The following is a 23,230-nucleotide window of genomic DNA, read 5'->3' as shown; positions in this document are numbered from 1 at the left end:
TGCACAGGGAATCACCAGAAAAGTGGGCCTGACCTGTTGTTTCGCCTCCCGCTGTCGGTGACGCACCGGGGGGCGCTCGCCGGGCGGCAACTAGCGCCGCACCCGGGTTGCCACCCCCGGCCGGGGCGGCGAAGATCCGTGCAATGGATGCGACGCTGGCCGCTGAACTCGCCGACACCGACGCGATAGGACAAGCCGAGCTGGCCGCTGCCGGCGAGCTGTCGGCCACCGAGCTGCTGGAAGCGGCGATCCTGCGGCTGGAAGCCGCCCGCGGACTCAATGCCGTCATCACCGACCTATTCGATCGCGGCCGTGAGCGGGCCGCCGCCATCGACGCCTCCGGCGTTGTGCGGGCAGGCTCGGCCGGCCCGCTGGCCGCAGTTCCGTTCCTGCTCAAGGATCTTGGTGCCTCGCTGGCCGGTGCGCCGGAGGCGATGGGTTCGCGCGCGCTTCGCACCCACGTGGCGCAGCACAACGCCTGGATCGTCGATTGCTACCTCGACGCCGGGCTGGTCGTGTTCGGCAAAACCAACACCCCGGAGTGGGGCAACCACTGCACCACCGAGCCGTCGCTGTTCGGTCGCACCGTCAACCCGTGGTCGCCGTTGATCACCCCTGGAGGCTCCTCGGGCGGGTCGGCGGCGGCGGTGGCCGCGGGCGTGGTGCCCGCCGCCTCCGGCGGGGACGGGACGGGATCGATTCGGGTGCCCGCGGCGTGTTGCGGACTGGTCGGGCTCAAACCGCGCCGCGCCCGCACCTCGTTCGCGCCGGACGGCCATCTGCTCGAGGGCCTGGCCGTCGAACATGCGCTGACGAGGACCGTTCGTGACAGCGCCGCCCTGCTCGACGCGGTGACGGGATCGGCTCCCGGCGATCCGTACAACGCAACACCGCCGAGTCAGCCGTTCCTGCAAGCCATTCGGCAGGCACCGAAACCTCAGCGCATCCTGGTGTCGACCTGCTCCCCGTTCCCGGCACCCGATACCGACCCGGGCGTCGTCGACGCTGTCGAATCGGCGGCGCGGGTGTTCGAAGGCCTCGGGCACCGGCTGGAAACGGGCGCGCCGTCATTCGATGCCGACGCAGTGGCCGATGCGATCGCCGTCCTGCACAACGTCAGCAACGTGCGGCTCTACAGCTTCGCCCGCGCGCACCTGGGCCGCGACCCACGCGAGGACGAGTTCGAGCCCAGCACCTGGGTGATGATCCGGGAGGGTTTCACCACCACCGGCGTGGCCTACGCCGACGCCATCGGCACCGTTCATTCCCAGACCCGCAGCTTCGCCGCAGGTATGGCGAACCACGACGTGTTCCTGGCTCCGACACTGGTGAGCCCGCCGCCGTCCTATGGCGTGCTGGACCAACCGCAGGGCACCACCCGGGCCTTCTTCGACGTCGAGTTCGCGCACACCGGATGGACATCTCTGGGCAACGTGACCGGATGGGCGGCCATCTCGCTACCGCTGGCGGTCAATGCCGACGGGCTGCCGATCGGCGTGCAGTTGATGGCGCCCGAGGAAACGGTTCTGCTGCAGCTCGCCGCCGCGCTCGAGCAGGAACTGCCCTGGTCAGCGCGTCGGCCAGCGGGGTGGGTAGGTCGATAGCCCGGTGGCCGCTTCGCCGTTGGCGGAACCCGCGGGCGCCGCATGTGGCGCGTGGGACACTGGGCCCATGGCCCTCTCCGTCGCCCGCCCCAAGCTTGAGGGCAACATCGCTGTCGGCGAGGACCGCCAGATCGGCTTCGCAGAATTCGGCGATCCTGCGGGCCGGGCCGTCTTCTGGCTGCACGGAACGCCGGGCGCGCGGCGCCAGATCCCGATGGAGGCGCGGGTCTTCGCCGAGCTACGCAGCATCCGGCTGATCGGCATCGACCGCCCCGGAATCGGTTCGTCGACCCCGTTCCAGTACGACAACGTGCTGGCCTTCGCCGGCGATCTGAGCACCATCGCCGACACACTCGGTGTCGAGAAGATGGCGGTCGTGGGGCTGTCCGGCGGTGGGCCGTACGCCCTGGCATGCGCCGCCGCGATGCCCGAGCGGGTGGTGGCTGCCGGTGTGCTCGGTGGCGTGGCGCCGACGGTAGGGCCGGATGCGATCGGCGGTGGGCTGATGGGGCTCGGGACGGTCGTCGCCCCGCTGATCGAGGTCGCGGGCGGTCCGATCCGGCTGGCCGCCAGCACCATAATCCGGCTGATCCGGCCGGTGGCCGGGCCGGCGCTGTACCTCTACGCCGGGATCTCCCCGGAGGCCGACCGCAAGATGCTGGTCCGTCCGGAGTTCAAAGCGATGTTCCTCGACGACCTGCTCAACGGCAGCCGCAAGCAGCTGGCGGCACCGTTCGCCGACATCGTCGTCTTCGCCCGGGACTGGGGATTCCGGCTCGACGAGGTGAAGGTCCCGATCCGGTGGTGGCACGGCGACCGCGACCACATCGTGCCGTTCGCCCACGGCCGGCACGTGGTCGACGGGTTGCCCGACGCCGAACTCTACCACCTGCCCGGTGAGAGCCACTTCGCCGGACTCGGCCGGGCCGAAGACATTCTGAATAGCATGCTCGACATCTGGGACCGTGACGAAAAGGATTGACAGTAAACTGATTTCGCTCGTCGCAGCCGCGATGTCGTGGCGGTGGCGGCCTCGGCACCTGCCGACCGGATGATCGCCGGCTACGCGCCGAGTCGACTCTTGATCAGCGCATCCTGTTTCTGGCCCATTTCGATCACCAGGTCCGAGGGTGCCGGGTCGGCGGACGGACCGGCGAATTCGATTGTCGATGCCGCATTGCCCTCGGTGAAATACAGGACGCTCAACGACCGCGTTCCATCCGGTGATGTGCCGCTGATCAGTTGGCCGCCGGAGCCGACGGGTGCCGACACCAGTTTCTGGTTGGCGATGGCGAGGTTGCCCTGCGCCTGGTTGATGGCGCTGCTGGCGGCGGCCGGATCGGTCAACACCCAGACCGTGTCGGTGATCGTGCGGCCGTCGCGGTGGGTGAATACCGTCCTGGCCCCCGGCTGGCCACCAGGGTTGAGCGTCGGCGGTGTCGCGGTGTACGCCTGCGAGTCGGTGACCACGTTGGGGTCGATGATCAACGCGGTGTAGTCACCGGGGTCCGCCACTGCCAGGCCGGCACCGAAGGTCAAAGCTGACGAGAAGAGCGCGGCGGTGAGCCCGCCGAGGCGACGAGTGTTCATGGCGAAGCCTTCCATTCGGGTGAATGCTTGGACGGATCCGGGCTGAGTGCCGGGTCAGCAGGGGTAACAGCCCCACCCGCGCCAGCCGTCACGCCAGAAGAAGCCGGGCCCGCAGCCCATGTTGCCGGTGGTGCCGTGGCAGTCGAGCGCGGTGACGATCGGTGCGGAATTGTTCGGACTCGACGGGGTGGCATGGTTCGGTTGCGCTGCATTGGCCGTTTGCGCACCCGTCAATGAGCCGGCAATGATGCCGGCCGCGGCAAAGCCCATGATGATTTTTCGCATTCTCGTTCTCCCACCGACAATGAGACGCACTGAGCGGACGGGGATTACGTTACGCGCGCAATTCCGCTCGAACCGGGCAAACAGATTGATTGTTCACGGGCGTTTTGACCTCTGGTCGGTTTGTCAAATTGCCCGCCAAGACAGGGCCACAAGTCCCTGTCGGCGACGGCGCCGGAGCGGCAGTCTGAACGCGTGCTGAAGAAACCGGTGCACGGACGGCTTGGTCGCCGCACCGCCATCGAAAGGCTGCCCGAATGAGTGAATTCGCAGACGAGCGGCGTTACGCCCGGCGGATGATCCGCGCGGCGCGTCAGGTCCAAGCCGCCGGCCTTCGTGTCAACGGCGCGGCGATGTGCCGTGACGAGATCCTCGGCTTGCTCGACGCCGCCCTCGATGCCGGCCTTGACCGCGCCGAACTCGTGGTGGAACTGGCGAACCTCGGTGCCCGTTTCGACACGCTGTGCGATCCGGACAGCGCCGTGGCGTATGACCTGGCGGTCGAAGACGCCCAGATCTGCCTGAATTAGGCTTCCAGAGCGCCGAATTCGCCGAGGAGCGTGCGCCGCAAGAGGTGCATGGCCACGGTCGTGGACCGGTCCCGGATGTCCGAGCGCTGCCCGGGCAGACGAAGAGATCGAATCACCGTGGTGCCCTCGGCCAGCTTCACGCAGAACCAGACGGTGCCCACCGGCTTGTCCGCCGTCCCGCCGCCGGGGCCGGCGATCCCCGTGATCGCCACGGCGGTATCGGCGTCGAACCGGCGCAGCGCCCCGTCCGCCATCGCCTTGGCCACTTCCTGGGACACCGCGCCGTGTGCGTCGATCAGAGCCGCGTCGACTCCCAGCAGATCGACCTTCGCCTCGTTGGCGTAGGCCACCACCCCACCGGCGACGTAGGCCGACGAGCCGGCGATGTCGGTCAGCCGGGCCGCGAGCAGACCGGCGGTGCACGATTCGGCGGTCGCGATCCGCCGGCCGGCCAGCAACCGTGCCACCAGGTCGTCGACCAGGGATCCGTCCTCGGAGAACACCAAGGCGCCGTGCCGGTCGCGGACGACGGCCATCAACTGCCGGTACGCCCCCGCACTACGCGGCTCATAGCGGGTCACCATCTCCAGCTCGCCGCGGCGCAGGCAGGTGGTGATCTCAAGGTCGGCGAATCCCGGAACGACTCTCTCGGCCTCGCGCAATGTCTCGGCCAGACCTGACTCGGCCAGCCCGAACATGCGGACGGTGTCCTGGTGATAGATGGTCCGGCCGACGATCGCCTGCTGCACGGCGTCGCTGGCCATCGCGGCCGGCCACATGGCCTGCAGTTCCCAGGGCGGCCCGGGTAGAACCAGCACTGTCGGCTTGCCGGGCACCACCACCCCGGGCGCGGTACCGACCGGGTCGAGGACCTGCGCGCCGACGGGAACCATGGCCTGCTTGCGGTTGGCGGCGCGCACCGCATCGAAGTCGACGCCGGTGTAGCGCGCCATCAACGACTTCAGGACCGCCGCGATCCTGGCTTCCAGCTCAGCGTCCAGGACCAGCTCCCGGCCGCAGAAACGGGCGACGATCTCCACCGTCATGTCATCGGCCGTCGGTCCCAGCCCGCCAGTCGTCACGATCAGGTCCACGCCTTCAGCGGCGAGGAAACGCAGCTGCGCCTCGATGTCGCTCGCCCGGTCACCGCAGATCGTGATGTGCGCCAGCTCGACGCCGAGCTCGAACAGCCGGTCGGCCACCCACGGGCCGTTGCGGTCGGCCACGCGTCCGGTCAGCACCTCGGTGCCGGTGACCACGATTCCCGCACGCGTACTCATACCGTGCGACACTACGCAGCACCCCGCGCGCGGCTCAGGTCTGGTCGACAGCAATCCCGGCGAGGTCAGCCCGCGCCGCCCCCCGGTGCGCGCACCACCAGTGGAACCGCCGGGAAGTGCGCCGCCATCTCCGATCGGGATTTGCGCAGCGCGGCGGTGCCGTAGCCCTTCTTGCGGTGGTCCGGGTGAATCCAGATGCGGACGTTGACCTCGCCGCCGGCGAGCTCGCCGAAGACCATGCCCACCTTGTCCTCACCGTCGACGGCGACGAACCACGCCGCCTCCTCGGCGTGCAGACGCTCTCGCGCGGAACGGATCTCGGCGTCGAGATCGGCGGCCGGGGAACCCGATCCGTCGCCTGCGGCACCCATCTCGTCGGTGCGGACCGCGAAGATGTCGCGGTCGGCGTCGTGGGAGAACGGCCGCAGATACAGCCGGTCGTCGGAGCTTGCCGGGCGCTCACCGAGGGTGAAGCTGAGCTGGCTGTTGAGGTCGTCGAGTTCCTTGGCGATCCGGCGTCGCGAGTCCTTCGTCAACTGGTCGAAGGACATGCCCATGATGGCTTCACCGCCCCTCCGGGACTTGCCCAGCAGCGCGGTGATGGCCTCGATCGCCGAGGAGCGGTCGGGCGATTCCACGATGACGTCGAGCACCTCGTGGCGGCGTTCGAGCGCGGTCAGCAGGGCATCGGCAATCTCGCGGCGGGCTGCCGCGCGGTCCTGATCAGTCATGGCGTAAGCCTAGATCGACGGGCACGGTTCCGCGGCGTCCCTGCTAAGTCGGCTTTCCCTGGGTCTTCGGCGCGGGGTCCACGAAGTGGTCGTAGCGGCGCTGGTCTCAGTGGGAACCGAACTGTTCCCGGATGTTGTCCGCGACGTTGAGGCGTTCGGTCAGCTCGTACGGTTGCATCAGGTACCTGTGCTGCGTTCCACATAAACCAGACACGACGACCAGACTGCGGCTCTGCCAAGATGTATCGGCGACACCCGGCGTTCGCCGAGCCGTTGTCTTGTCGCAACATCGATGCAAGGAGTTGGAGGACGGTGGCGAAGACGTTCGGAGCGATCGTCGTCGTCGTGCTCCTGTTGGTGTACGCCGGGGACTGCCGGATCTTCGGAGCTTCCCCGCCGCAGGCCGCCCAGGACCTCGAACTGTCCACCGGCTGGAAGCTCCAGTCCGCCACCGATCTGGGCGCCGACGGCAAGGCGGTGTCCAGCACCGGTTACGACGACTCCGGGTGGCACCCGGTGAACCGGATGCCGGCCACGGTTCTGCAGACCCTCCAGGATGACGGCACCTACCCCAACCTGTACTACGGCAAGAACATACTCACCGAGGTCCCGCAGGATCTCTACAAGCAGGACTGGTGGTACCGGACGACCTTAAGTCCCCCGGCCGGGCAGCGCACCTACCTGCTGGATTTCCCGGGCATCAACTACCGCGCCGAGATCTGGCTCAACGGCCACCGGGTGGCCGACAACCGCCAGATCGTCGGGATGTACGACGACCACCAACTCGACGTGACCCCGTGGATTCAGCAGGGCACCCCGAACGTCTTGGCGGTCAAGGTGACTCCGGAACGGGCCATCCAGGACATCAACGGTGTCGAACTGGCCGACAGCTGGTACGACTGGATCAACTGGCGTTACCTGGGCTACCAGGGGCCGGACAAAAATCCGGCCAACGGTAACTCGTTCGTCCCCGACCGCAACGCCGGCATCTGGAAACCGGTGTACCTCAAGACATCCGGCGCGGTGGCCATCGGCGCCGCCACGGTCAACACCGAACTGCCGCTGCCGGACACCGACAGCGCGCGGCTGACAATCTACACCGGCCTGCGCAACTACTCCGACGAGAGAGTGAGCGGTGTGCTGCGCGCGACGATCACCCGCGACGGCAAGGCCCCCATCCACGTCGACGAACCCGTCTCGCTCAAACCAGGCGAAGAGCGGGAGATCAGCCTGACCCCGGACCGGTTCGCCGCGCTGACGGTCAGCCACCCCGACCTGTGGTGGCCCTACACGATGGGTCACCCCGACCTGTACGACCTGAAGCTGGACTTCGTCCAGAACCGCACGGTCACCGACACCGCCTCTTCAAAGTTCGGGATCCGCACCATCACCCAGGGGCGCGACGGCGATGACTCGTTCGCCCAACTGGGCACCGGGGGCAACTTCTACCTCGAGGTCAACGGCAAGGACTTCCTGGTACGCGGGGCCACCTACACCCCCGACCTGCTCTACCGGTACGACCCCGACCGCGACGCCGCGATCCTGCGCTACGCCAAAGACCTCGGGCTGAACATGCTGCGACTGGAGTCCAAGATCTCCTCCGCGCGGTTCGTCGAGATGGCCGACGAGATGGGCATCCCGCTGATGTACGGCTGGATGTGCTGCAACCAGTGGGAGAAGTGGCAGCAGTGGGACGACGAGGACCGCCGCGTCGCCCAGGAGAGCATGCGCTCGCAGATCGACATGCTGCGCTCGCACCCCTCGGTGTTCGTCTGGGCCAACGGCAGCGACGGCCGCCCGCCGGCCGAGGTGCTCGCCGACTACCACCGCATCCTGACCGACCTGCACTGGCAGAACGCCACCGTCGACACGGTGTCGTCGCTGAACCGGGACAGCAGCGGCCAGCCGACGTGGGACGGCATCCAGATGGCCGGCCCGTACAGCTGGCGGCCGCCCTCCTACTGGTTCAGCGGCCGCTACGGCGCGGCCCGCGGCTCCTCGGCCGAGCAGGGCGACAACGAGCACATCCCGCCTTATTCCAGCTTGCGCAAGTTCATCCCGCCCGACAAGCTGTGGCCGATCAACGACACCTGGTTCTTCCACGCCGGGTCGGGCCCGCAGAACTCTCAGCTGGTCAACGTGCGCCGGGTGATAGACCGCCGCTACGGTCCCTCGCCCAACGCCCAGGTATTCGCCGACAAGGCGCAGCTGGCCCACTACGAGGCCACTCGCGCGCAGTTCGAGTCATTCGCCGCCAACGGCTGGGACGGCCACAAGATGACGATCTATTGGATGCTCAACAGCCACTGGCCGTCGTTCTTCGGCAACATCTTCGACTACTACCTGCGGCCCGGCGGGGCCTACTACGGCGCCAAGAAGGGCCTGCGTCCGCTGTCGGTGGTGTTCGACTCCTATGCCACCGGCAACCACCGCCAGGCGCACGTCACCGTCGTCAACCAGACCCCCTACGGGCAGGACAAGCTGCGGGTACGGGTACGCACCTACGACGTGTCGGGCCGGCTGCGCGACGACCGGGCCTCCGACGACATCGCCATCGGCCCCGGCAGCGCTGCACCGGTCATGACGCTGCCGCCCGGGCCACCGGACTCCCCGGTGTTCTTCGTGCGCTGCGAACTGCTCGACTCCGCCGGTCACCTTGTCACCGGCAACGTCTACTGGCAGTCCCGGCGGGTCGACGATGTCGGGCCGCCGTCCAATGACGCGGCCTTCGACACCAAACAGGTCAGCTGGGCCGACATGACCGCGCTGAACGCGATGCCCAAGGTGCCGCTGGACATCAGCGCACACGCCGACGGCGACGACGACGCCCAAGGCCAGAAGGTGACCATCACGCTGCACAACCCGACGCCGCGCGTCGCCTTCTTCGAGCGCGCTGAGCTGCTGCCGAGTCCGTTGGCCGACGAGATCCTGCCGATCGAGTACGACGACAACTACGTCACCGTGTTTCCGGGCGAGACCGTCTCCATCGGGGGGCGCGTTCCCGCCGGCGGGCCCCCCGCCGACTGGGTACGGGTCACCGGCTACAACAGCACGCCGACGGTCGTGCAGGTGCGCTGACGCTCGCGTGGCCTACATTCGGTGCTACAGCCGACACCGCGGAAGGGACTGACGACATTGCTGCAACACGCCCTGGTTGTGGCAGCAGCCCTCGCGGGTGCGGTGTTCGCAGCCATCGGCATCGTCGTCCGCCAGCGGGCGACGATGGACGTTCCGGCTGACCAAGGTGTCAGCACCGTCATGGTGTCGACGCTGCTGCGCCGGCGGTTGTGGTGGGCCGGTACCGCCGCGGCAGTCACCGGGTACGCGTTCCAGGCGGTCGCGCTGGCCTTCGGCTCGTTGCTGCTCGTCGCTCCCCTGCTGGTGTCCGCGCTGCTGTTCGCCCTTCCGCTCAGCGCCCGGCTGGCCCACCGGCGGGTGACGCGCGCCGAGTGGGGCTGGGCCGTTCTGCTGACCGTGGCGCTGGGCATCTTCGTGGCACTGGCCCGCACGAAGCCCGGCGACTACGACGGTGCCGTGTTGCCCGCCGGACTCGTGGCGGGCATCAGTCTGCTGTTCGTCGCAGGTTGCGCGGGCGTGGCCGTGCGGTTCTCCGACTGGCGGCGGGCGATCCTGCTGGCGGTCGGGGTCGGCGTGCTGTTCGGTGTGGTGGCGGCGCTGACCAAGCTCGTCATGCACATCGTCACCCACGGCAACATGGTCAAGCTGCTGGCCTCCCCCATCCTGTACCTGCTGATCGTCATCGGTGTCATCGCGACACTGCTGCAGCAGTCGGCGTTTCACGCCGGCTCACTGCGGGCCTCGGTGCCGGCCATGCTGGTGCTGGAGCCGGTAGTGGCGGTGCTGCTGGGTGAGGTACTGCTCGGCGAGCATCTGGCGGTCAGCAAGCCCTCGGCCGTCGTGCTGGCCGTCGTGGTGGGTGCGATGGCGGCGGCGACCATCGCGCTGGGCCGCGACGAGGGAGCCTGGGAAGACGAGCTGGAAGCCTCCGTCAGGGAAGCCTCCGTCAGGGCGGACACCCGCCGGAGCGCCTAGCTCACGAATTCCGGGGGCCGACGCCCCCGATCGAGTCGCAGGCAGCCCTTGGGTGGCCTGGTCGGGACGGATCTTCCGGATCCCGGCGGACCTCGTGGCCAGCGCAAAGCTCGGCGGCGGGACCGTCACTCGGTGGCTCGACTGAGCCTCGGCCATGATGGTGTGGTGATGCTGTCACCGGACCCCGTCACACAGATCGCCCACAGCCCCGAGGGGCCGGCCACCGGGGCGTTCTTCGACCTCGACGGAACGCTGGTGGCCGGCTTCACCGCGACCGCGCACGCCAGCGACCGAATCCGGCGCGGGCAGGCCCGGATCGGCGAGGTTCTCGGCGTCATCGAGGCTTCGCTGCGCTACAAGCTGGGCCGCATGCAGTTCGAGCGGCTGCTGGTGCGGGCGGCGGGTTATCTGCGCGGTGAGTCACTGGCCGACCTCGACGAGATCGGCGAGCGGCTGTTCGCCGAGCAGGTGTCCGAGCGGGTGTACCCGCTGATGCGCGAGATCGTCGAGGCGCACCGGCAGCGCGGGCACACCGTGGTGCTCAGTTCCTCGGCGCTGACCATCCACGCCGAGCCGGTCGCTCGCGCGCTGGGCATCTCGAACGTGGTGTGCAACACCTTCGAACTCGACGAAGCCGGGCTGTTGACCGGCCGGATCAACCGGCCCGTCGTGTGGGGGACGCAGAAAGCCGCTGCCGCCCAACGTTTTTGCGAGGCCAACGGAGTCGACCTGGCGCGCAGCTACTTCTATTCCGACGGCGACGAGGACGCGCCGTTGATGGCACTCGTCGGCCACCCGCGGCCGGTGAACCCCCGCGCCGGATTGGCGGCAATGGCCGCCGCGCGCGACTGGCCGGTCCTGCGATTGAGCATTCCGGGCCGGCGCGGCGGAGCGGCGAATGCGATCGGGCACTTCCCGGCGCTGGGCCGAGCCGCCCTGGGCGCGGCGTTCAGTTCCCTTGCGCTGCGGGTGCGCCGCAACGGCAGGAGCTGACCGCGCCGATCACATGGTGCGGTGCGGGACGTCGGTGATCTCAGGGCCCGTAACTCGGGTACCCGGGGACCAGCAGGGCGCCCGGATAGTTCACGTAGTACGAGATGCACATCGGGACGTGCCGACAGGCGATGATCGCGCCGGCGTCCGGAGCGGCGCCGATGATCTGCTTGCCGCGCGGCGGCAGGTTGCAGTTCACGACGTACGGGTTGAGCGGGATGATGCCGTTGACGCAGTCGGGCGGTCCGGCGCTGGCCGACGGCGGCGGCGGGGAGAACGTTTCGGCGACCGCGGGAGCCAGCGCGGCGGCGAGCGTGGTGGCGGCGAGCCCGGCCATCAGGATTCGTCGGGTTCTGTGCCGTGAGGCGATCATGGCGAGCCTCAATTCGTTGAGAAGTGCTCCCCTTCGAGCACACAATCAAGGGTACTCGTGTTCGCATCGCAGTTAAGGGATGCTGCGATGACGCCGCGAGCGGGTTCCGGTGGAGGGCGCCGTGCCGACGCCACCGCCACCCCGCAGGCGGAGGTGGCGCCCCAGCATCCCAAGGTGACACTGATCGCCAACGCGCTGGGCGCTCCGCCAGCCGACATGATCAAGCACATCCGCGAATCCGGCCGCAAGGTGGCCGCAAGGTGGCCGCGTTGGGCGGCTCTCCCGCGCAAGCGACCGGCAGTTAGCCCGCCGGGTTGAACGAGCTTCCGTTGCCCCACTCGCCCGACGTCAGGTAGCCGGGCTGCCAGCCCTGCGCGCCGAGACACAGCATGGGCAGGCCGTCCGGAGACTGGGCCGCCGACTGCGGGCCGGGGCACGGCGAGCCGACTGCCTGCTCGCCGTAGAGCTTGTAGGAGGCCACCCACGCACCGGCGTCGGCCGGCGAGCGATCCATGCCGAAGGGCGACTGGTTGGGAATCCAATGACACGCCAACGGCTCTCCGCCGGGCCCGCGACCGTAGATGAAGCGGTCGAAGTTGTAGCAGGGGGCATGCAGATAGGCCTGATAGTTGGTGCCAGGCGGATCGCCCGCGAACGGGCCGTGGGGCTCATCGGCCGAGGCGCACGGTGCGGCACACAGCGCGCTCACCGCGACGGCTGCTGTGACGACGAGTTCGCGGAACATGTTCCAACCTCTAGGTCGTGTGCGTTCGGGCCCTATGCCCCCGCCGGCCTTGCGCTGAGCCTAACGGCATTGCCTCCGCCGGTTCGGGAGAAACCGCAAAGGCGTGGGTGTGCGGCGGCGCACCCGATTGCCCGGCGAAACGCCGCCTCGCCAGCGCGGAAAACACCCCGCGAGGTGGTTCGCTTAGACCAACATCCGAGTCGGAGGGATCCCATGTCCGTTGACCACCCGCTTGACCCGAATCCGGGCACCTCGCAGCGCTCCCGGCTGCTGGCACCGCTGGCAGCCGGCGCCGTCCTCGCCGCGGTGAGCATGGTCGTGGGGGTGACAGTGAATTCGGGCTCGGCGGACAGCCTGCCGGTGGCCCAGGCAGCCCCGAGCACAACGACCATGACCACGGCGACCTCGAGCGCCGCCTCGTCGTCGTACAAGGCCGACAGCAAGGGGTACCTCGACACGAAAGCGCGCTGCGACGACAGCCAGATTGTGGCGGCCTACGGCCGCACCCAGCGATCCCTGGTAGCCATCTGCGTCGATCCCAGCGGCGACCTCCAGTACCGCGGTGTGCGACTCAGCGACAACGCGTCGCTGAAGCTGTCCGCCACTCGCGGCTCCGACGGCACCGTCACCGCCGGTAACGACGGTGTCACGTACTCGATCTCGCCCAAGTTGTTCCTGGTGTCCGAAGGCGACAACGTTATCTACCGCGATTCGTGGATCGAGTTCGAGCAGCCCGGATTCTCTGGCTCGAGCACATCCTCGGCCGCCACCACGACCGCGACCACCTCGGGTAGCGCGACGACGACGGTGAGCACCACGACCGTCACCGTGACCACGTCGGTGACGCCGACGACGTCGAAGTCCGGCGGCTGAGCGACTCGCCCCGGCGCACCGCTGGCCCGGGTCGCCATCCAGCGCTTACTCGAGTGGACCCGCGGGAAAGCCTGCCGGAGAACGCCATCGGGTGCGAGCAAGTCCAGTGTCGCCCAAGGCGATACAGTCGGGACGTGACGGATTCCACCTGGACACTGACCGCTGCCGACGGTGAGCTGCAAGTGCTCACCGGGGTCGGCGGCCCGGCGGCGAAGATGGGCCACCGCCTGACCATCGCGATGGCCTCCTGGCGGGCCGACGTGACGTGGCGCGGCAGCAAGCCGATCGCGGCCGAGCTGGTGGTGGACGTGGACTCGCTGCAGGTGCTCAAGGGTGAGGGCGGTGTGACGCCGCTGTCCGGGCCGGAGAAGGTGGTGGTCCGCTCGAACGCGCTCAACGCGATGGACGTCAAGAAGTACCCGCAGATCCGGTTCTCCGCCGACGACATCGCCAAGACCGACACCGGCTACCGGCTCACCGGAACCGTCGAGATCCACGGCAAGTCGCGGCCGCAGTCCGTCGACCTCGAGGTGGACGACCACGGCGGGACCTGGGTGATGACGGCCGAGGTGCCCGTGGCGCAGACCGAGTTCGGCGTCAAGCCGTATTCGCTGCTGATGGGCACCATGAAGGTGGCCGACGAGGTGATGGTCAAGTTCATCGCGCGCCACCCCAAGTAGGCGCGCTGGAAAGCCCCGCGGTCCGCGGCTAGGCGCTGACGACGACCGGGTCGCCGATGTTGACCTGGTTGAAATACCAGGACGCGTTGTCCGGGCTGAGGTTGATGCAGCCATGGCTGACGTTGGCGTAGCCTTGCGACCCGACCGACCACGGTGCCGAGTGCACGTACACCCCACCCCAGGTGATGCGGACGGCGTCGGCGACGGTCAGCTTGTAGCCCTCCGGATCACTAAGTGGGATGCCGATGGTGCGGGAATCCATCACCACCGAGGACTGCTTCTCCAGGACGGTGAAGGACCCGACGGGCGTCGGATGCCTGGACTTGCCCATCGAGGCCGGCATCTGGCGGACCACCTGCCCGTCGATGCTGACGGTGAACGTGTGCGCGGAGATGCTCGCCACCCCCAGGACCGTGGCGCCGGTGCCGAAGGTCCGCGGAACGCCGCCGGCCATCATCGTGATCTCCGAGTGCCCCGGCCAGTAGTGGTCCGGGACGAACTGGACCACGGTGTCGTCGAGCCACTCGAACCGGCCCGTCACGTCGGCCGGCGAGGTGACGCTGATCGAGCGTTCGGCCGCCGAGCGGTCCGCCACCGGCTGGGTGAACGTCACAATGATGGGGTGGGCCACGCCGACCACTTGGCCGTTCGTTGGCTGAACCGAGGCCACCGTGGCCCCGCCGAACGACGGCGCAACGGAGGCCGAACTGGAGGGAACCGAAGCCATCAGCGCCAGGGCCGCGATACTCGCGGCGGCAAGTGCTCGTCGAACTGCTCGGGCCATTGACTCCCGTCCTCTGTGATCAGCAAATAATCAGTCTAGTTGCCGGTCGCGGCTCCGCCCAGGAACACGCGAAGTACGTGCCAGAACCGTGGTGCGGTGCCAGTGAAGGCGTACCACTTCGGGATATCAGCGAAACTTCGTCAGCCGTTACCGGCGCGCAGATCGGCCAGGCGCTCCAGGATCCGGGTCCGCAGCGAAGGCTTGGAGGTGGTCACCGGCGGAACGCTGGGCTGGACCACCGGCGGCGGCGGCGCGAGGGCGTCGGCCGGCGGCGCATCGGGGGCCGGGGCGGGGACGTCCGTGGGGACGTCGGCGGGGACGTCGGCGGGAAGCTGAGCGGCGGGTTCCTCGGCGACGGGAGCCTGCGCGACCGGCTCGGACACCGCTTCCAGTGGCGGCGCGGGCAGCGGCGGCTCCTGCGGCGGCGGCGCCAGCACCTGCGGAGGCGGGGGCGCCAGTGGAACGCTCACCGGCCGCGGGGAGGCCGTCTCGGCGGTATTGACCACCGGACGCTGTTCGGCATGGGATCCGCCGCGGTCGGGAAGCAGCGCGATCCCGGCGGCCGCCGAGGCGGACACCACGAATGTCAGGACGCCGCCGACGAGCATCGCCACCGGGCCGCTGCGGACAAGCGACCGGTGCCCGTCGCGGGCCGATTCGGGGGCGATGAACAGCGGATCATCGAACAGGCCGAAGCTGTTGACCGACGCCAGCGCCGCACCGCGGGCCAGCGCCAGTTCCGCCTCGGCGGGCGCGAACACCGGCATTCCGAGCACCTGCTCGAGCCGGCGGGCGATGATGTCGAGTTCGTCTCCCGAGCCCAGCAGAACCAGGCCGTCGGCGCGCCAGCCGTCGCGGCTCAGGACGTCGGCCAGCCAGCCGATCAGGTCCTGGTCGGTCTCCAGCTGGTAGCTGACGGCGGTCTGCACCGAGTTCTGGTTGGAGTCCACCGCGAGCGCGACGACGGCGTCGGGTTCGACGACGCACACCGTGCTCACCTCGGAGCCGATCACCTGGCCGATGGCGCGGGCGAACGCCTCGGTGGCCTCCGGAAGCCGGATCGGGACGATGTTGTCGAAACCGGAGTCGGCCAGCGAGTCCAGCAGCAGGGAGGCCTCGACGGCGGCGTCGTCGCTCCAGGTCACCCCGATCGACTGCAACCGCTGGCCGCCCGCGATGGCCTGGGTGCGCGAGAGTGCTTCGGCGACGAACTCCGAGGTGGTGACCGGGCTGAAGCCGCCGCGGCGCACCTCGAACACGTCGTGGTGCTTGGTCGCGCCGTCTGCTCCGTCACCCTCGACGAGCACGAGTCCGACGGTGGTCGGCGTCATCGACAGCCCCAGGACGGTGTCCAAAGAAGCACTCCTCTCCTGCCCTGTCCGCCGTCACCGCGCACGCGACTAGGCTGTGGTGCCTGGGCGGCGGTACTTCGCTGCCAGCGCCGGAAGCGAGCCGGGACAGCGCGGCCTTCGTCGACCTCCGTGGAGCCTACCCGCACCGGCGTATACCAGCGAATGGCTGCGGTCGGGCGACGCCCCGGCCGCGATGCTGTAACGAAAAGCTGCAGTTGGAATACATCGTGAGGCATCGTGAGGCATACATCGTGAGGCATACAGTGGCGTCATGCCCGAACATGGCCACTACCACCAAGTCCTCGACGATCTGCGTCCCCAGCACCGTGCGCTGAGGCAGCTCATCCCCGACGTCTACCGCGCGTTCAACGACATGAGCGGCGCCGCCATGGGTGCCGGCGCGCTGGAACCCAAGGTCAAAGAGCTGATGGCGGTGGTCGTCGGGATCGTCAACGGCTGCGACGGGTGCATCGCCTCGCACGCTCACGCCGCCGTCCGCGCCGGAGCCACCAGGGAAGAGGCCGCCGAGGCCATCGGGGTGGCGATCATGATGCATGGCGGTCCGGCCACGGTCTACGGCGCGCGCGCCTTCGAGGCGATCAGCGAATTCGCCGATGCGACTGAACCCAAGGCCACCTAGGGCGCCGGGCATGAAAGGGCCCGGGCGGCTGGCGCCGCCCGGGCTCGTGTCGGTCTGGTGATGTCCGATCAGGCGTGCGCGGGCGCCGCCTGGTTCTGCGGCAGCGCGGCGACCATCGGCGTGTCCACTCCGACGGGTCCCAGTTCGCTTGAGCTGCCGGGGTTTCCGAGCGGAGCATCGCGGCCGGGCAGGATCTCGTTGAAGAACGCCGCGTTGTCGGCGAGGAACTTCTTCTCCTCCTCCGGCAGGTCGGACTCGAAGTAGATCGCGTCGACCTCGCACAGGAGACGGCACGCGCCGCACTCCACGCACTCCTCGGGGTTGATGTACACGGTCCGGTCGCCCTCATAGATGCAGTCGACCGGGCACTCCTTCATGCATGCCTTGTGCTTGACGTCAACGCACGCACTGGTGATCACGTAGGTCATGACCGGAAGCATATCTGTAACTGGCCGTACCAGACACGGGTAGAAGGCCCGACGCGCCGGGGACTTAAGTCCCCAATTACCCGGACCGATGGCGAAGAAGGCGTTGTAGCGGTCGAAGCCGAAGTGCGGGCTTCCCGACTGCGTGACCGACAAAACGATGACGTCCGGCTAGCAGCGTCCCGGGTGGCGTGATGCCATGCCGGTCGCTTTTCAGGCACAGTTGACGTATGGACGCACAGCTTCCACCTCGTCGCGGTCGCCGCCTGGCGGCACTTCTGGCCGCCGTTTTCCTGGTGCCGGCCTTCCTCGCCGCGCCCGCCCACGCCAGCCCGGCACCGCCGCTGCCGGTGGCCCCCCAGGCTCCGCTGGACCAGTCCGCGGTCATGGGGCAGGTCAGTCCGGGCCTGGTCGACATCAACACCACGCTGGACTACCAGGGTGCGGTGGGGGCGGGCACGGGCATCGTGCTCAACCCCACCGGGGAGGTGCTGACCAACAACCACGTCATCGAGGGCGCCACCGAGATCTCGGCCATCAGCCTGGCCAACGGGCGAACCTATCCGGTCGACGTCATCGGGTACAACCGCACCGATGACATCGCGCTGGTGCGGCTTCGAGGTGCCAGCGACCTGCCGGTGGCCTCGTTGGGAACGTCGTCGTCGCTGGCCGTGGGGGACGCGATCGCGGCGATCGGGAACGCCGGCGGCGCCGGCGGGGCGCCGAGCTTCGCCGGCGGCACCGTCACCCACCTCGGGGCGTCGGTGCGCGCGTCCGACGAATCAGGCGGCGGCTCACGCGAACTCAACGACCTCATCCAGGTGGCGGCCGACATACGCCCCGGCGACTCGGGCGGCCCGCTGGTCAACAGCGCCGGTCAGGTGGTCGGCGTCACCGTCGCGGCGACGCTGACCTACCGGATGGGCGACGCGCGCGGGGGCGAGGGATTCGCGATCCCCATCGACCGGGCTCTGGCCGTCGCCAACCAGATCCGGGCCGGCGCCGGACCGGGCGTCCACATCGGCGACACCGCCTTCATCGGCGTCGGCATCGCCGACGGCAACGGGGCGGGCGCGGCGGTTCGCCAGGTGCTGCCCGACACCCCCGCTCGTCGGGCCGGCCTGGTCGCCGGCGACATGATCACCGCGGTCGACGGCACCCCGATCAATTCCGCGTCGAACCTGTCCGACGTCATGGATGCACGCCACCCCGGTGACACCGTCACGCTGAGCTGGCTCGACCGCGCGGGCGACCCGCGCAGCGCAACGATCGTCCTGGACCGCGGCCCCGTCGGCTGAGCGCTCGAGTGTGCAGGTCGGCCCGCATCTACCGTCACCGCCGAGCGAGGATTCGACGACCTCTATCGCGAGGCGCTCGACGTCGCCACCCGGTCCTACTGTCCGGGCGGCTAATTCCTCTGGTGGGGCGGTCCCAGATACGGGAAGACGTCCAAAGTGTCGGTGTGCGGCGACAATCCGGTCGGCGGGCAGTCACCCTTGGTGAGGAACGCCAGCCGGTAGTCGATGACGTCGTCGGTGAAGACCCGGCCGTTGGGATACTTCGCCGGCTTCGACGGGTTGAACGTCAGCATGTCGGGCAGGGTGCCCTCGGTGTCGATCGCCTCGATGGCTTCCTCGCGGGTGTAGTCACCGGTGTGGCCCATCAGATGGATGAACTGTCCGATCCACCGTTGCCGGTCGTGGACGGGCTCACTGGCGTTGTACTCCTCTTTGGTCTCGTCGGTGTTGAAGAAACTGCTCACCGACGGATGGCCGGCCCGGTCGACGTGGAGAAGTTCACCGTCGCGCAGCACGCTGCAGCGGCCCCAGATCCTGATGTCGGGGTCGGCACCGAGCTGGGCGGTCGGCAGTTCGATCGCGATCGAGAAGACGTTGGCCTCGGTATTGGAGTCCACCCCGGTCCACGGCGACGTGCCGCCGAGGTGCGGCGCGGTGAAGTTGCGCCCGCCGGTGGTGTCGAACAGGTTCTTGATGCCGTCGAAGTCGAAGAAGAACGCGTCACTGCGCGCGCCGGCGCAGAAGGTGATGCTGTCCGAGTGTGCGATGTTCGGCGTGGGCCCGAAGGACACCTCGACGGCCTCGAAGATCTTCTCCCCCACCGCATGTGGTGATTCGGCTTCCTCGCCGACGGCCCGGAACACGTCGACGGTCTGACGCCCGTCCTGCGGCTCGGAGAAGACGAAGCTGAACGCGATGTCGTTCTGCAGATCACCGTCGTTGTCGACGGCCAGCCGGTAGATCGCCTCCGGGTGCAGCGCGTCGGCGTTCGGGTTGGCGTTGAGGATCAACACCGTGCGCGTCGGGTCCGCCGGTGACTGGAAGGCGTACAGATCACACAGATCGAGCCGCTGGTCACCCAGTGGTGGGCCGAGGCTGAGACCGGTGAAGTGATTCGACATGGAGCTCCTCTACCGCCGCTCTTTCGTATTCACCAACCTACCGCTTCACCCGCACTCTGACCGATCAGCCCTGGCACGGCAAGGGTTCCGCGACGAAACGGTCGATGAACTCTCCGACTGGTGCGGCGCCAACCGGCTGGATGACGAACTTGGTCAAGCCGGCCGCCAGCAGGTCAGAAGTAGCCGTTGGCCGGTGGCCACACCCCGTTGACGGGGTAGTTGCCGGCCGCGTGTGCCTTGTGGGCCAGCGGGTTGTGTGTCGAGACGGTGCGCACATTGCGCCAGTGCCGGTCCAGGTTCAGCGACCGCGCGGTGGCCGACGCTCCCCCGGTGTCGAACAACCGCTCGGCCGCCGAGAGCGCGAGCTTCTCGGCGATCAGCTGCGCCTCGGCGACCGCGATCGCCACCCGGGCCAGTTCGTCGGCGTCGTCGACCCGGCCCGAATCGACCAGCCGATCGTTGGCGTCAGCGGCGTTGAGGATCAGCGCTTCGGCTGCCGAGGCGTGCGCCGCGATCTCACCGACCGCATGCAGGGTGAACGGATCGCCCGCAGCGCCGTCGGCCAGCGAGTGCGCCGCCGGCCGGGCCTTGTTGCGCACGTACCAGACCGCATCGTCGCGCACCGCCGCCGCGATGGCGAGTAGGCACGGGTGTCGTCCTGGGTCGGTGACCCGTCCGGTTGCAGCAGATAGAATTCGAACTCGACGCCGACTTTCGCGGTGTATCCCAGTGCGGCAAGCCGCGCCAGCACGCGGCGCAGCACCCCGCGCGGGTCGAGAAGCGATGGCGTGCCGTCGGGGCGGACGATGTCGGAGATGACGTGTCCCACGCCGGGTCGCCACGGCAGCGGCCTGAACGTCGAGAAGTCCGGAATGGCATGGACGTCGGGATATCCCCCGTCCCAGTTGGTCAGGCGCAGACCGTCGATGACCGTCCCGTCGATGTTCCAGCCCAGCGCCGCCTCGCAGAACGCGAACCCGTGCCGGGCACGATCCAGGAACTGCGGTGCGGGGATGCGCTTTCCGGCCGCGTGCCCGAACGGGTCGCTCCAGGCCACCTCGATCTCGGTCAGCGAGCCGTCGTGCAGCCGCGCCAGCAGTTCGGTCTCGGCCTCCGAGACCCGCGCGGTCAGTCCGTCGTGCAGCTGGGTCACACCCGGCAAGGTCGGGATACCGGCCGCCATCGCAAAAGGTTTGCAGTCAGCCTGAGCAATACGGCGCCGACGGCAGCAACGCGAATCGCAGGGCGGTCGACGTTTGTGAGCGGCGGGTTCTAATGTCGATCCCATGGGCATCGCCACTCGCGTCAACCCGGGCACGTTCGAGTTCTGGGAGTTCTTCCACGGGATCAAGCGTCTGCCGGCCAGCTGGACCCCGCGACCTGACGCGAGGCAACGATGAGGCAACGGCTGCACTGGTTCGCGATGCACGGGGCGGTGCGCGCGACGGCGGGATGGTCGGCCCGGCATGGTGATCCGCAGGCCCGGCTGGTCGCCGACCCCGCGGTGCGGGCCGACCCGGTGCCGTTCTACGAGGAGTTGCAGGCGTACGGCCCGCTGGTGCCCTCGCGTGCGGGCTACCTGACCGCCGACCACGGCGTGGCTCACGAGCTGCTGCGGTCCGAGGACTTCCGGGTCATCACCTTGGGGTCGAACCTGCCCGCGCCGCTGCGCTGGCTGGAACGACGCACCCGCGACAACCTGCTGCACCCGCTGCGCCCGCCGTCGCTGCTGGCCGTCGAACCACCCGAGCACACCCGTTATCGCAAGACGGTGTCCTCGGTGTTCACCACCCGCGCGGTCAACGTGCTGCGCGACCGCGTCGAGGAGACCGCGGCCGAGTTGGTGGCCGCGCTCTCCGACGGGCCCGGGGTGGTCGACATCGTGGCGCGCTATTGCTCACAACTGCCGGTCGCGGTCATCAGTGACATCCTCGGCGTGCCCGACGCCGACCGCCCGCGGGTGCTGGAGTTCGGTGAGCTCGCCGCGCCCAGCCTCGACATCGGCTTGTCCTGGTCGCAGTACCAACGGGTGCAGGAGGGCATCGCCGGGTACGACTCCTGGCTCACCGAACATCTGCGCACGCTGCGCGAGCATCCCGGTGAGGACCTGATGAGTCAGCTGATCGAGGTGGCCGACGAAGGCGCTCTGCTCGACGAGACCGAACTGCGGGCGACCGCGGGCCTGGTGCTGGCGGCCGGCTTCGAAACCACAGTCAACTTGCTGGGCAACGGAATTCGGCTGCTGCTGAACTCACCGGATCAGTTGGCCCTGCTGGCCGCCGATCCGTCGCTGTGGCCGAACACCGTCGAGGAGATCCTGCGGCTGGAGTCGCCGGTGCAGCTTTCGGCGCGGGTGGCGCGAAACGACACCGAGGTGGCCGGCAGGACAGTACAGCGCGGGCAGATGGTCGTCATCTACCTGGCCGCGGCCAACCGCGATCCCGCGGTGTTCGACGATCCGCACCGCTTCGACGTCCAGCGGGCCAACGCCGGCAAGCACTTGGCGTTCTCCGGGGGCAGGCACTTCTGTCTGGGGGCGGCGCTGGCCCGGACCGAGGGCGAGGTCGGGCTACGCCGGTTCTTCACGCACTTCCCGCAGGTGCAGTTGGCCGGGTTGGGTACCCGTCGCGACACCCGGGTGCTGCGCGGCTGGGCCGAACTGCCGGTCAGCCTCAACACCGTCAGACTCATCGCCTCGCGCGACTGACCTCAGTTTCAGCGATCGGGTGCCTCGGCGGTCAGCAGCCACCGCGCAGTGCGATCAGCATTCCGGCCGCCGAACGCGGCCAGGTGAAGTTCTCGGCGCGCCGCCGGGCGGCGAATCTGCGCTGCGGTTCGGGCCGATCCATCACCGCGGTCACCGCGCCGGCGATAGCCAGCGGATCGTTGTCGGCGCTGGCCCCGCTGTCGGAGGACAGAATCTCGGTGAGCGCTGAGGTGCGCGACACCACCGCCGGCGTGCCGCATGCCAGGGCCTCGAGCGCGGCCAGTCCGAAGGTCTCGTGCGGTCCGGGCGCCAGCGCGACGTCGGCGGACGCCAGCAGGGTGGCCACGGTGCTGCGCGACTCGACGAACCCGGTGAAGTCGACTGGCAGCCGTGCGGCCTGCCGCTGCAGCCGAGCTCGCAGCGGCCCGTCCCCGACGATCACCAGACGCGCGTCGATACCCGAATCCCGAAGCGCGGCAAGCGCATCGATGCTGCGGTCGGCGCGCTTCTCCACCGACAGCCGGCCACAGTGCACGAGCAGTACCTGACCCGGCGCCGCCCACCGGTCACGGGTGCGAGTGCAGTAGCGGCGCGGGTGGAACATCTCCAGGTCGACCCCGAGTGGCACCGTCATGACATTGGTCGCACCGATCCGGTCGAACTCTTCACGCGCAAAGCTGGTGGTGCACAGCACGGTGTCGTAGTCGGCGGCGGTCCAGCGGTTGGCGATGTCGGCGAGCCGGCGCGCCAGCGGTTTCGGCAGGATCTGGCCGGTCAGCCGGTCCAGACGCTCGTGGGAGATCATCACCGTGGTCACGCCACGGCGTGCCCCCCACGAACCCAGCGAGCGAAGGGTGAAGCGGTCGGACACCTCGATGGCGTCCGGGGCCAACCCGTCCAGGACCTGTGTGACCAGCGCCGGCATCACGGCTCGGTAGCCGCCGGTGAACGGAATCTGCCTGGCGGGCACCGTGATTCGAATAACGCCGCTCGGCAGCGTGACGGTGCCGGCCGAGCTGCCCGGCACGATCAGGAACACTTCGTGGCCTGCGGCGCAGTACTCCGCGCCCAGTCGGTCCACCGCCGTGCGCAGGCCCCCCGAGCGCGGGCCGTAGAAATTCGCGACCTGCGCGACCCGCATCATGGCCGTATCTGAACGCGCCCCGATG

24 protein-coding genes and 1 pseudogene are annotated in these 23,230 nt (G+C 68.8%); 12 read left to right on the top strand and 13 right to left on the bottom strand.

What is annotated here, in order from left to right; all coding sequences use genetic code 11:
* The first annotated feature begins 143 nt into the window (after positions 1–143).
* Positions 144–1,604: an amidase gene (locus tag K9U37_RS12965; protein WP_243072033.1), complete on the top strand. Its 1,461-nt coding sequence runs from the start codon at positions 144–146 to the stop codon at positions 1,602–1,604.
* Positions 1,605–1,671: 67 nt separating this feature from the next.
* Entirely contained in the window at positions 1,672–2,586 is a 915-nt protein-coding gene (locus K9U37_RS12960) for an alpha/beta fold hydrolase (RefSeq protein ID WP_243072032.1), read from the top strand.
* 80 nt (positions 2,587–2,666) lie between these two features.
* On the opposite strand, the gene K9U37_RS12955 is transcribed toward K9U37_RS12960, so the two are convergent.
* Together K9U37_RS12955 and K9U37_RS12950 are read right to left on the bottom strand one after the other, a co-directional pair.
* Positions 2,667–3,194 (bottom strand): hypothetical protein, encoded by a 528-nt coding sequence (locus K9U37_RS12955; protein ID WP_243072031.1) that lies wholly within the window; start codon positions 3,192–3,194, stop codon positions 2,667–2,669.
* 54 nt (positions 3,195–3,248) lie between these two features.
* Positions 3,249–3,479 (bottom strand): hypothetical protein, encoded by a 231-nt coding sequence (locus K9U37_RS12950; protein WP_243072030.1) that lies wholly within the window; start codon positions 3,477–3,479, stop codon positions 3,249–3,251.
* Between the two features lie 254 nt (positions 3,480–3,733).
* On the opposite strand from K9U37_RS12950, the gene K9U37_RS12945 reads away from it, so the two are divergent.
* On the top strand, positions 3,734–4,006 hold the full coding sequence (locus tag K9U37_RS12945) for a hypothetical protein (protein WP_243072029.1): 273 nt from the start codon (positions 3,734–3,736) through the stop codon (positions 4,004–4,006).
* On the opposite strand, the gene K9U37_RS12940 is transcribed toward K9U37_RS12945, so the two are convergent.
* Together K9U37_RS12940 and K9U37_RS12935 are read right to left on the bottom strand one after the other, a co-directional pair.
* Positions 4,003–5,286: a competence/damage-inducible protein A gene (locus tag K9U37_RS12940; protein ID WP_243072028.1), complete on the bottom strand. Its 1,284-nt coding sequence runs from the start codon at positions 5,284–5,286 to the stop codon at positions 4,003–4,005. The genes K9U37_RS12945 and K9U37_RS12940 overlap by 4 nt on opposite strands.
* A gap of 65 nt (positions 5,287–5,351) precedes the next feature.
* Entirely contained in the window at positions 5,352–6,017 is a 666-nt protein-coding gene (locus tag K9U37_RS12935) for a GNAT family N-acetyltransferase (RefSeq protein ID WP_243072027.1), read from the bottom strand.
* A 312-nt stretch (positions 6,018–6,329) separates the two neighbouring features.
* On the opposite strand from K9U37_RS12935, the gene K9U37_RS12930 reads away from it, so the two are divergent.
* From K9U37_RS12930 to K9U37_RS12920, 3 genes are all read left to right on the top strand, one after another.
* Positions 6,330–9,095, top strand: a complete 2,766-nt coding sequence (locus tag K9U37_RS12930; RefSeq protein ID WP_243072026.1) for a glycoside hydrolase family 2 protein — start codon at positions 6,330–6,332, stop codon at positions 9,093–9,095.
* A gap of 57 nt (positions 9,096–9,152) precedes the next feature.
* Positions 9,153–10,070, top strand: coding sequence for a DMT family transporter (locus K9U37_RS12925; RefSeq protein WP_243072025.1), 918 nt, complete (start codon positions 9,153–9,155; stop codon positions 10,068–10,070).
* Positions 10,071–10,238: 168 nt separating this feature from the next.
* Positions 10,239–11,063: an HAD family hydrolase gene (locus K9U37_RS12920; protein WP_243073363.1), complete on the top strand. Its 825-nt coding sequence runs from the start codon at positions 10,239–10,241 to the stop codon at positions 11,061–11,063.
* Positions 11,064–11,103: 40 nt separating this feature from the next.
* On the opposite strand, the gene K9U37_RS12915 is transcribed toward K9U37_RS12920, so the two are convergent.
* Positions 11,104–11,436 (bottom strand): hypothetical protein, encoded by a 333-nt coding sequence (locus K9U37_RS12915; protein ID WP_243072024.1) that lies wholly within the window; start codon positions 11,434–11,436, stop codon positions 11,104–11,106.
* Between the two features lie 126 nt (positions 11,437–11,562).
* Between K9U37_RS12915 and K9U37_RS12910 the strand changes: the two are divergent.
* A pseudogene (locus tag K9U37_RS12910) lies at positions 11,563–11,694 on the top strand (nitronate monooxygenase); the annotation flags it as partial.
* Positions 11,695–11,737: 43 nt separating this feature from the next.
* Here K9U37_RS12910 and K9U37_RS12905 read toward each other — a convergent pair.
* On the bottom strand, positions 11,738–12,181 hold the full coding sequence (locus K9U37_RS12905; RefSeq protein ID WP_243072023.1) for a hypothetical protein: 444 nt from the start codon (positions 12,179–12,181) through the stop codon (positions 11,738–11,740).
* Positions 12,182–12,394: 213 nt separating this feature from the next.
* Here K9U37_RS12905 and K9U37_RS12900 point away from each other — a divergent pair, with 213 nt between their 5' ends.
* Together K9U37_RS12900 and K9U37_RS12895 are read left to right on the top strand one after the other, a co-directional pair.
* Positions 12,395–13,054, top strand: a complete 660-nt coding sequence (locus K9U37_RS12900; RefSeq protein WP_243072022.1) for a hypothetical protein — start codon at positions 12,395–12,397, stop codon at positions 13,052–13,054.
* 134 nt (positions 13,055–13,188) lie between these two features.
* Positions 13,189–13,734: a YceI family protein gene (locus K9U37_RS12895; protein ID WP_243072021.1), complete on the top strand. Its 546-nt coding sequence runs from the start codon at positions 13,189–13,191 to the stop codon at positions 13,732–13,734.
* Positions 13,735–13,762: 28 nt separating this feature from the next.
* On the opposite strand, the gene K9U37_RS12890 is transcribed toward K9U37_RS12895, so the two are convergent.
* Entirely contained in the window at positions 13,763–14,518 is a 756-nt protein-coding gene (locus tag K9U37_RS12890) for a L,D-transpeptidase (protein ID WP_372489511.1), read from the bottom strand.
* A gap of 140 nt (positions 14,519–14,658) precedes the next feature.
* Positions 14,659–15,873 carry a DUF7159 family protein gene (locus K9U37_RS12885; protein ID WP_243072019.1) on the bottom strand — a complete coding sequence of 405 codons (1,215 nt, stop codon included), beginning with the start codon at positions 15,871–15,873 and terminating at the stop codon, positions 14,659–14,661.
* Positions 15,874–16,141: 268 nt separating this feature from the next.
* Between K9U37_RS12885 and K9U37_RS12880 the strand changes: the two genes are divergently transcribed.
* Positions 16,142–16,510 (top strand): carboxymuconolactone decarboxylase family protein, encoded by a 369-nt coding sequence (locus K9U37_RS12880; RefSeq protein ID WP_243072018.1) that lies wholly within the window; start codon positions 16,142–16,144, stop codon positions 16,508–16,510.
* Positions 16,511–16,578: 68 nt separating this feature from the next.
* Here the strand turns inward: K9U37_RS12880 and fdxA are convergent, their stop codons facing one another.
* The gene (fdxA, locus tag K9U37_RS12875; protein WP_243073362.1) at positions 16,579–16,938 is read right to left on the bottom strand and encodes a ferredoxin; all 360 of its coding nucleotides are present in this window, start codon (positions 16,936–16,938) and stop codon (positions 16,579–16,581) included.
* 227 nt (positions 16,939–17,165) lie between these two features.
* Between fdxA and K9U37_RS12870 the strand changes: the two genes are divergently transcribed.
* Positions 17,166–18,233, top strand: a complete 1,068-nt coding sequence (locus K9U37_RS12870) for a S1C family serine protease (RefSeq protein WP_243072017.1) — start codon at positions 17,166–17,168, stop codon at positions 18,231–18,233.
* Between the two features lie 110 nt (positions 18,234–18,343).
* Here K9U37_RS12870 and K9U37_RS12865 read toward each other — a convergent pair whose 3' ends face one another.
* The 3 genes from K9U37_RS12865 to K9U37_RS12850 all read right to left on the bottom strand — a co-directional run bounded on the left by K9U37_RS12865 (position 18,344) and on the right by K9U37_RS12850 (position 20,537).
* Positions 18,344–19,354 (bottom strand): DUF4331 family protein, encoded by a 1,011-nt coding sequence (locus tag K9U37_RS12865; RefSeq protein ID WP_243072016.1) that lies wholly within the window; start codon positions 19,352–19,354, stop codon positions 18,344–18,346.
* A gap of 173 nt (positions 19,355–19,527) precedes the next feature.
* A complete protein-coding gene (locus K9U37_RS12855) occupies positions 19,528–19,953 on the bottom strand; it encodes an acyl-CoA dehydrogenase family protein (protein WP_243072015.1) in 426 nt (141 codons plus the stop codon).
* On the bottom strand, positions 19,836–20,537 hold the full coding sequence (locus tag K9U37_RS12850) for a hypothetical protein (protein WP_243072014.1): 702 nt from the start codon (positions 20,535–20,537) through the stop codon (positions 19,836–19,838). Before K9U37_RS12850 ends, K9U37_RS12855 begins: the two co-directional genes overlap by 118 nt.
* A gap of 213 nt (positions 20,538–20,750) precedes the next feature.
* Here K9U37_RS12850 and K9U37_RS12845 point away from each other — a divergent pair, with 213 nt between their 5' ends.
* Positions 20,751–22,061, top strand: a complete 1,311-nt coding sequence (locus K9U37_RS12845; RefSeq protein ID WP_243072013.1) for a cytochrome P450 — start codon at positions 20,751–20,753, stop codon at positions 22,059–22,061.
* 31 nt (positions 22,062–22,092) lie between these two features.
* Here the strand turns inward: K9U37_RS12845 and K9U37_RS12840 are convergent, their stop codons facing one another.
* Positions 22,093–23,202, bottom strand: a complete 1,110-nt coding sequence (locus K9U37_RS12840; RefSeq protein WP_243073361.1) for a glycosyltransferase — start codon at positions 23,200–23,202, stop codon at positions 22,093–22,095.
* Positions 23,203–23,230 lie beyond the last annotated feature (28 nt).

It is taken from the genome of Candidatus Mycolicibacterium alkanivorans, from assembly GCF_022760805.1.
GTDB lineage: Bacteria > Actinomycetota > Actinomycetes > Mycobacteriales > Mycobacteriaceae > Mycobacterium > Mycobacterium alkanivorans.
The sequence above is the reverse complement of the archived record's forward strand: the minus strand, read 5'-3'. Positions and strand labels throughout refer to the sequence as shown.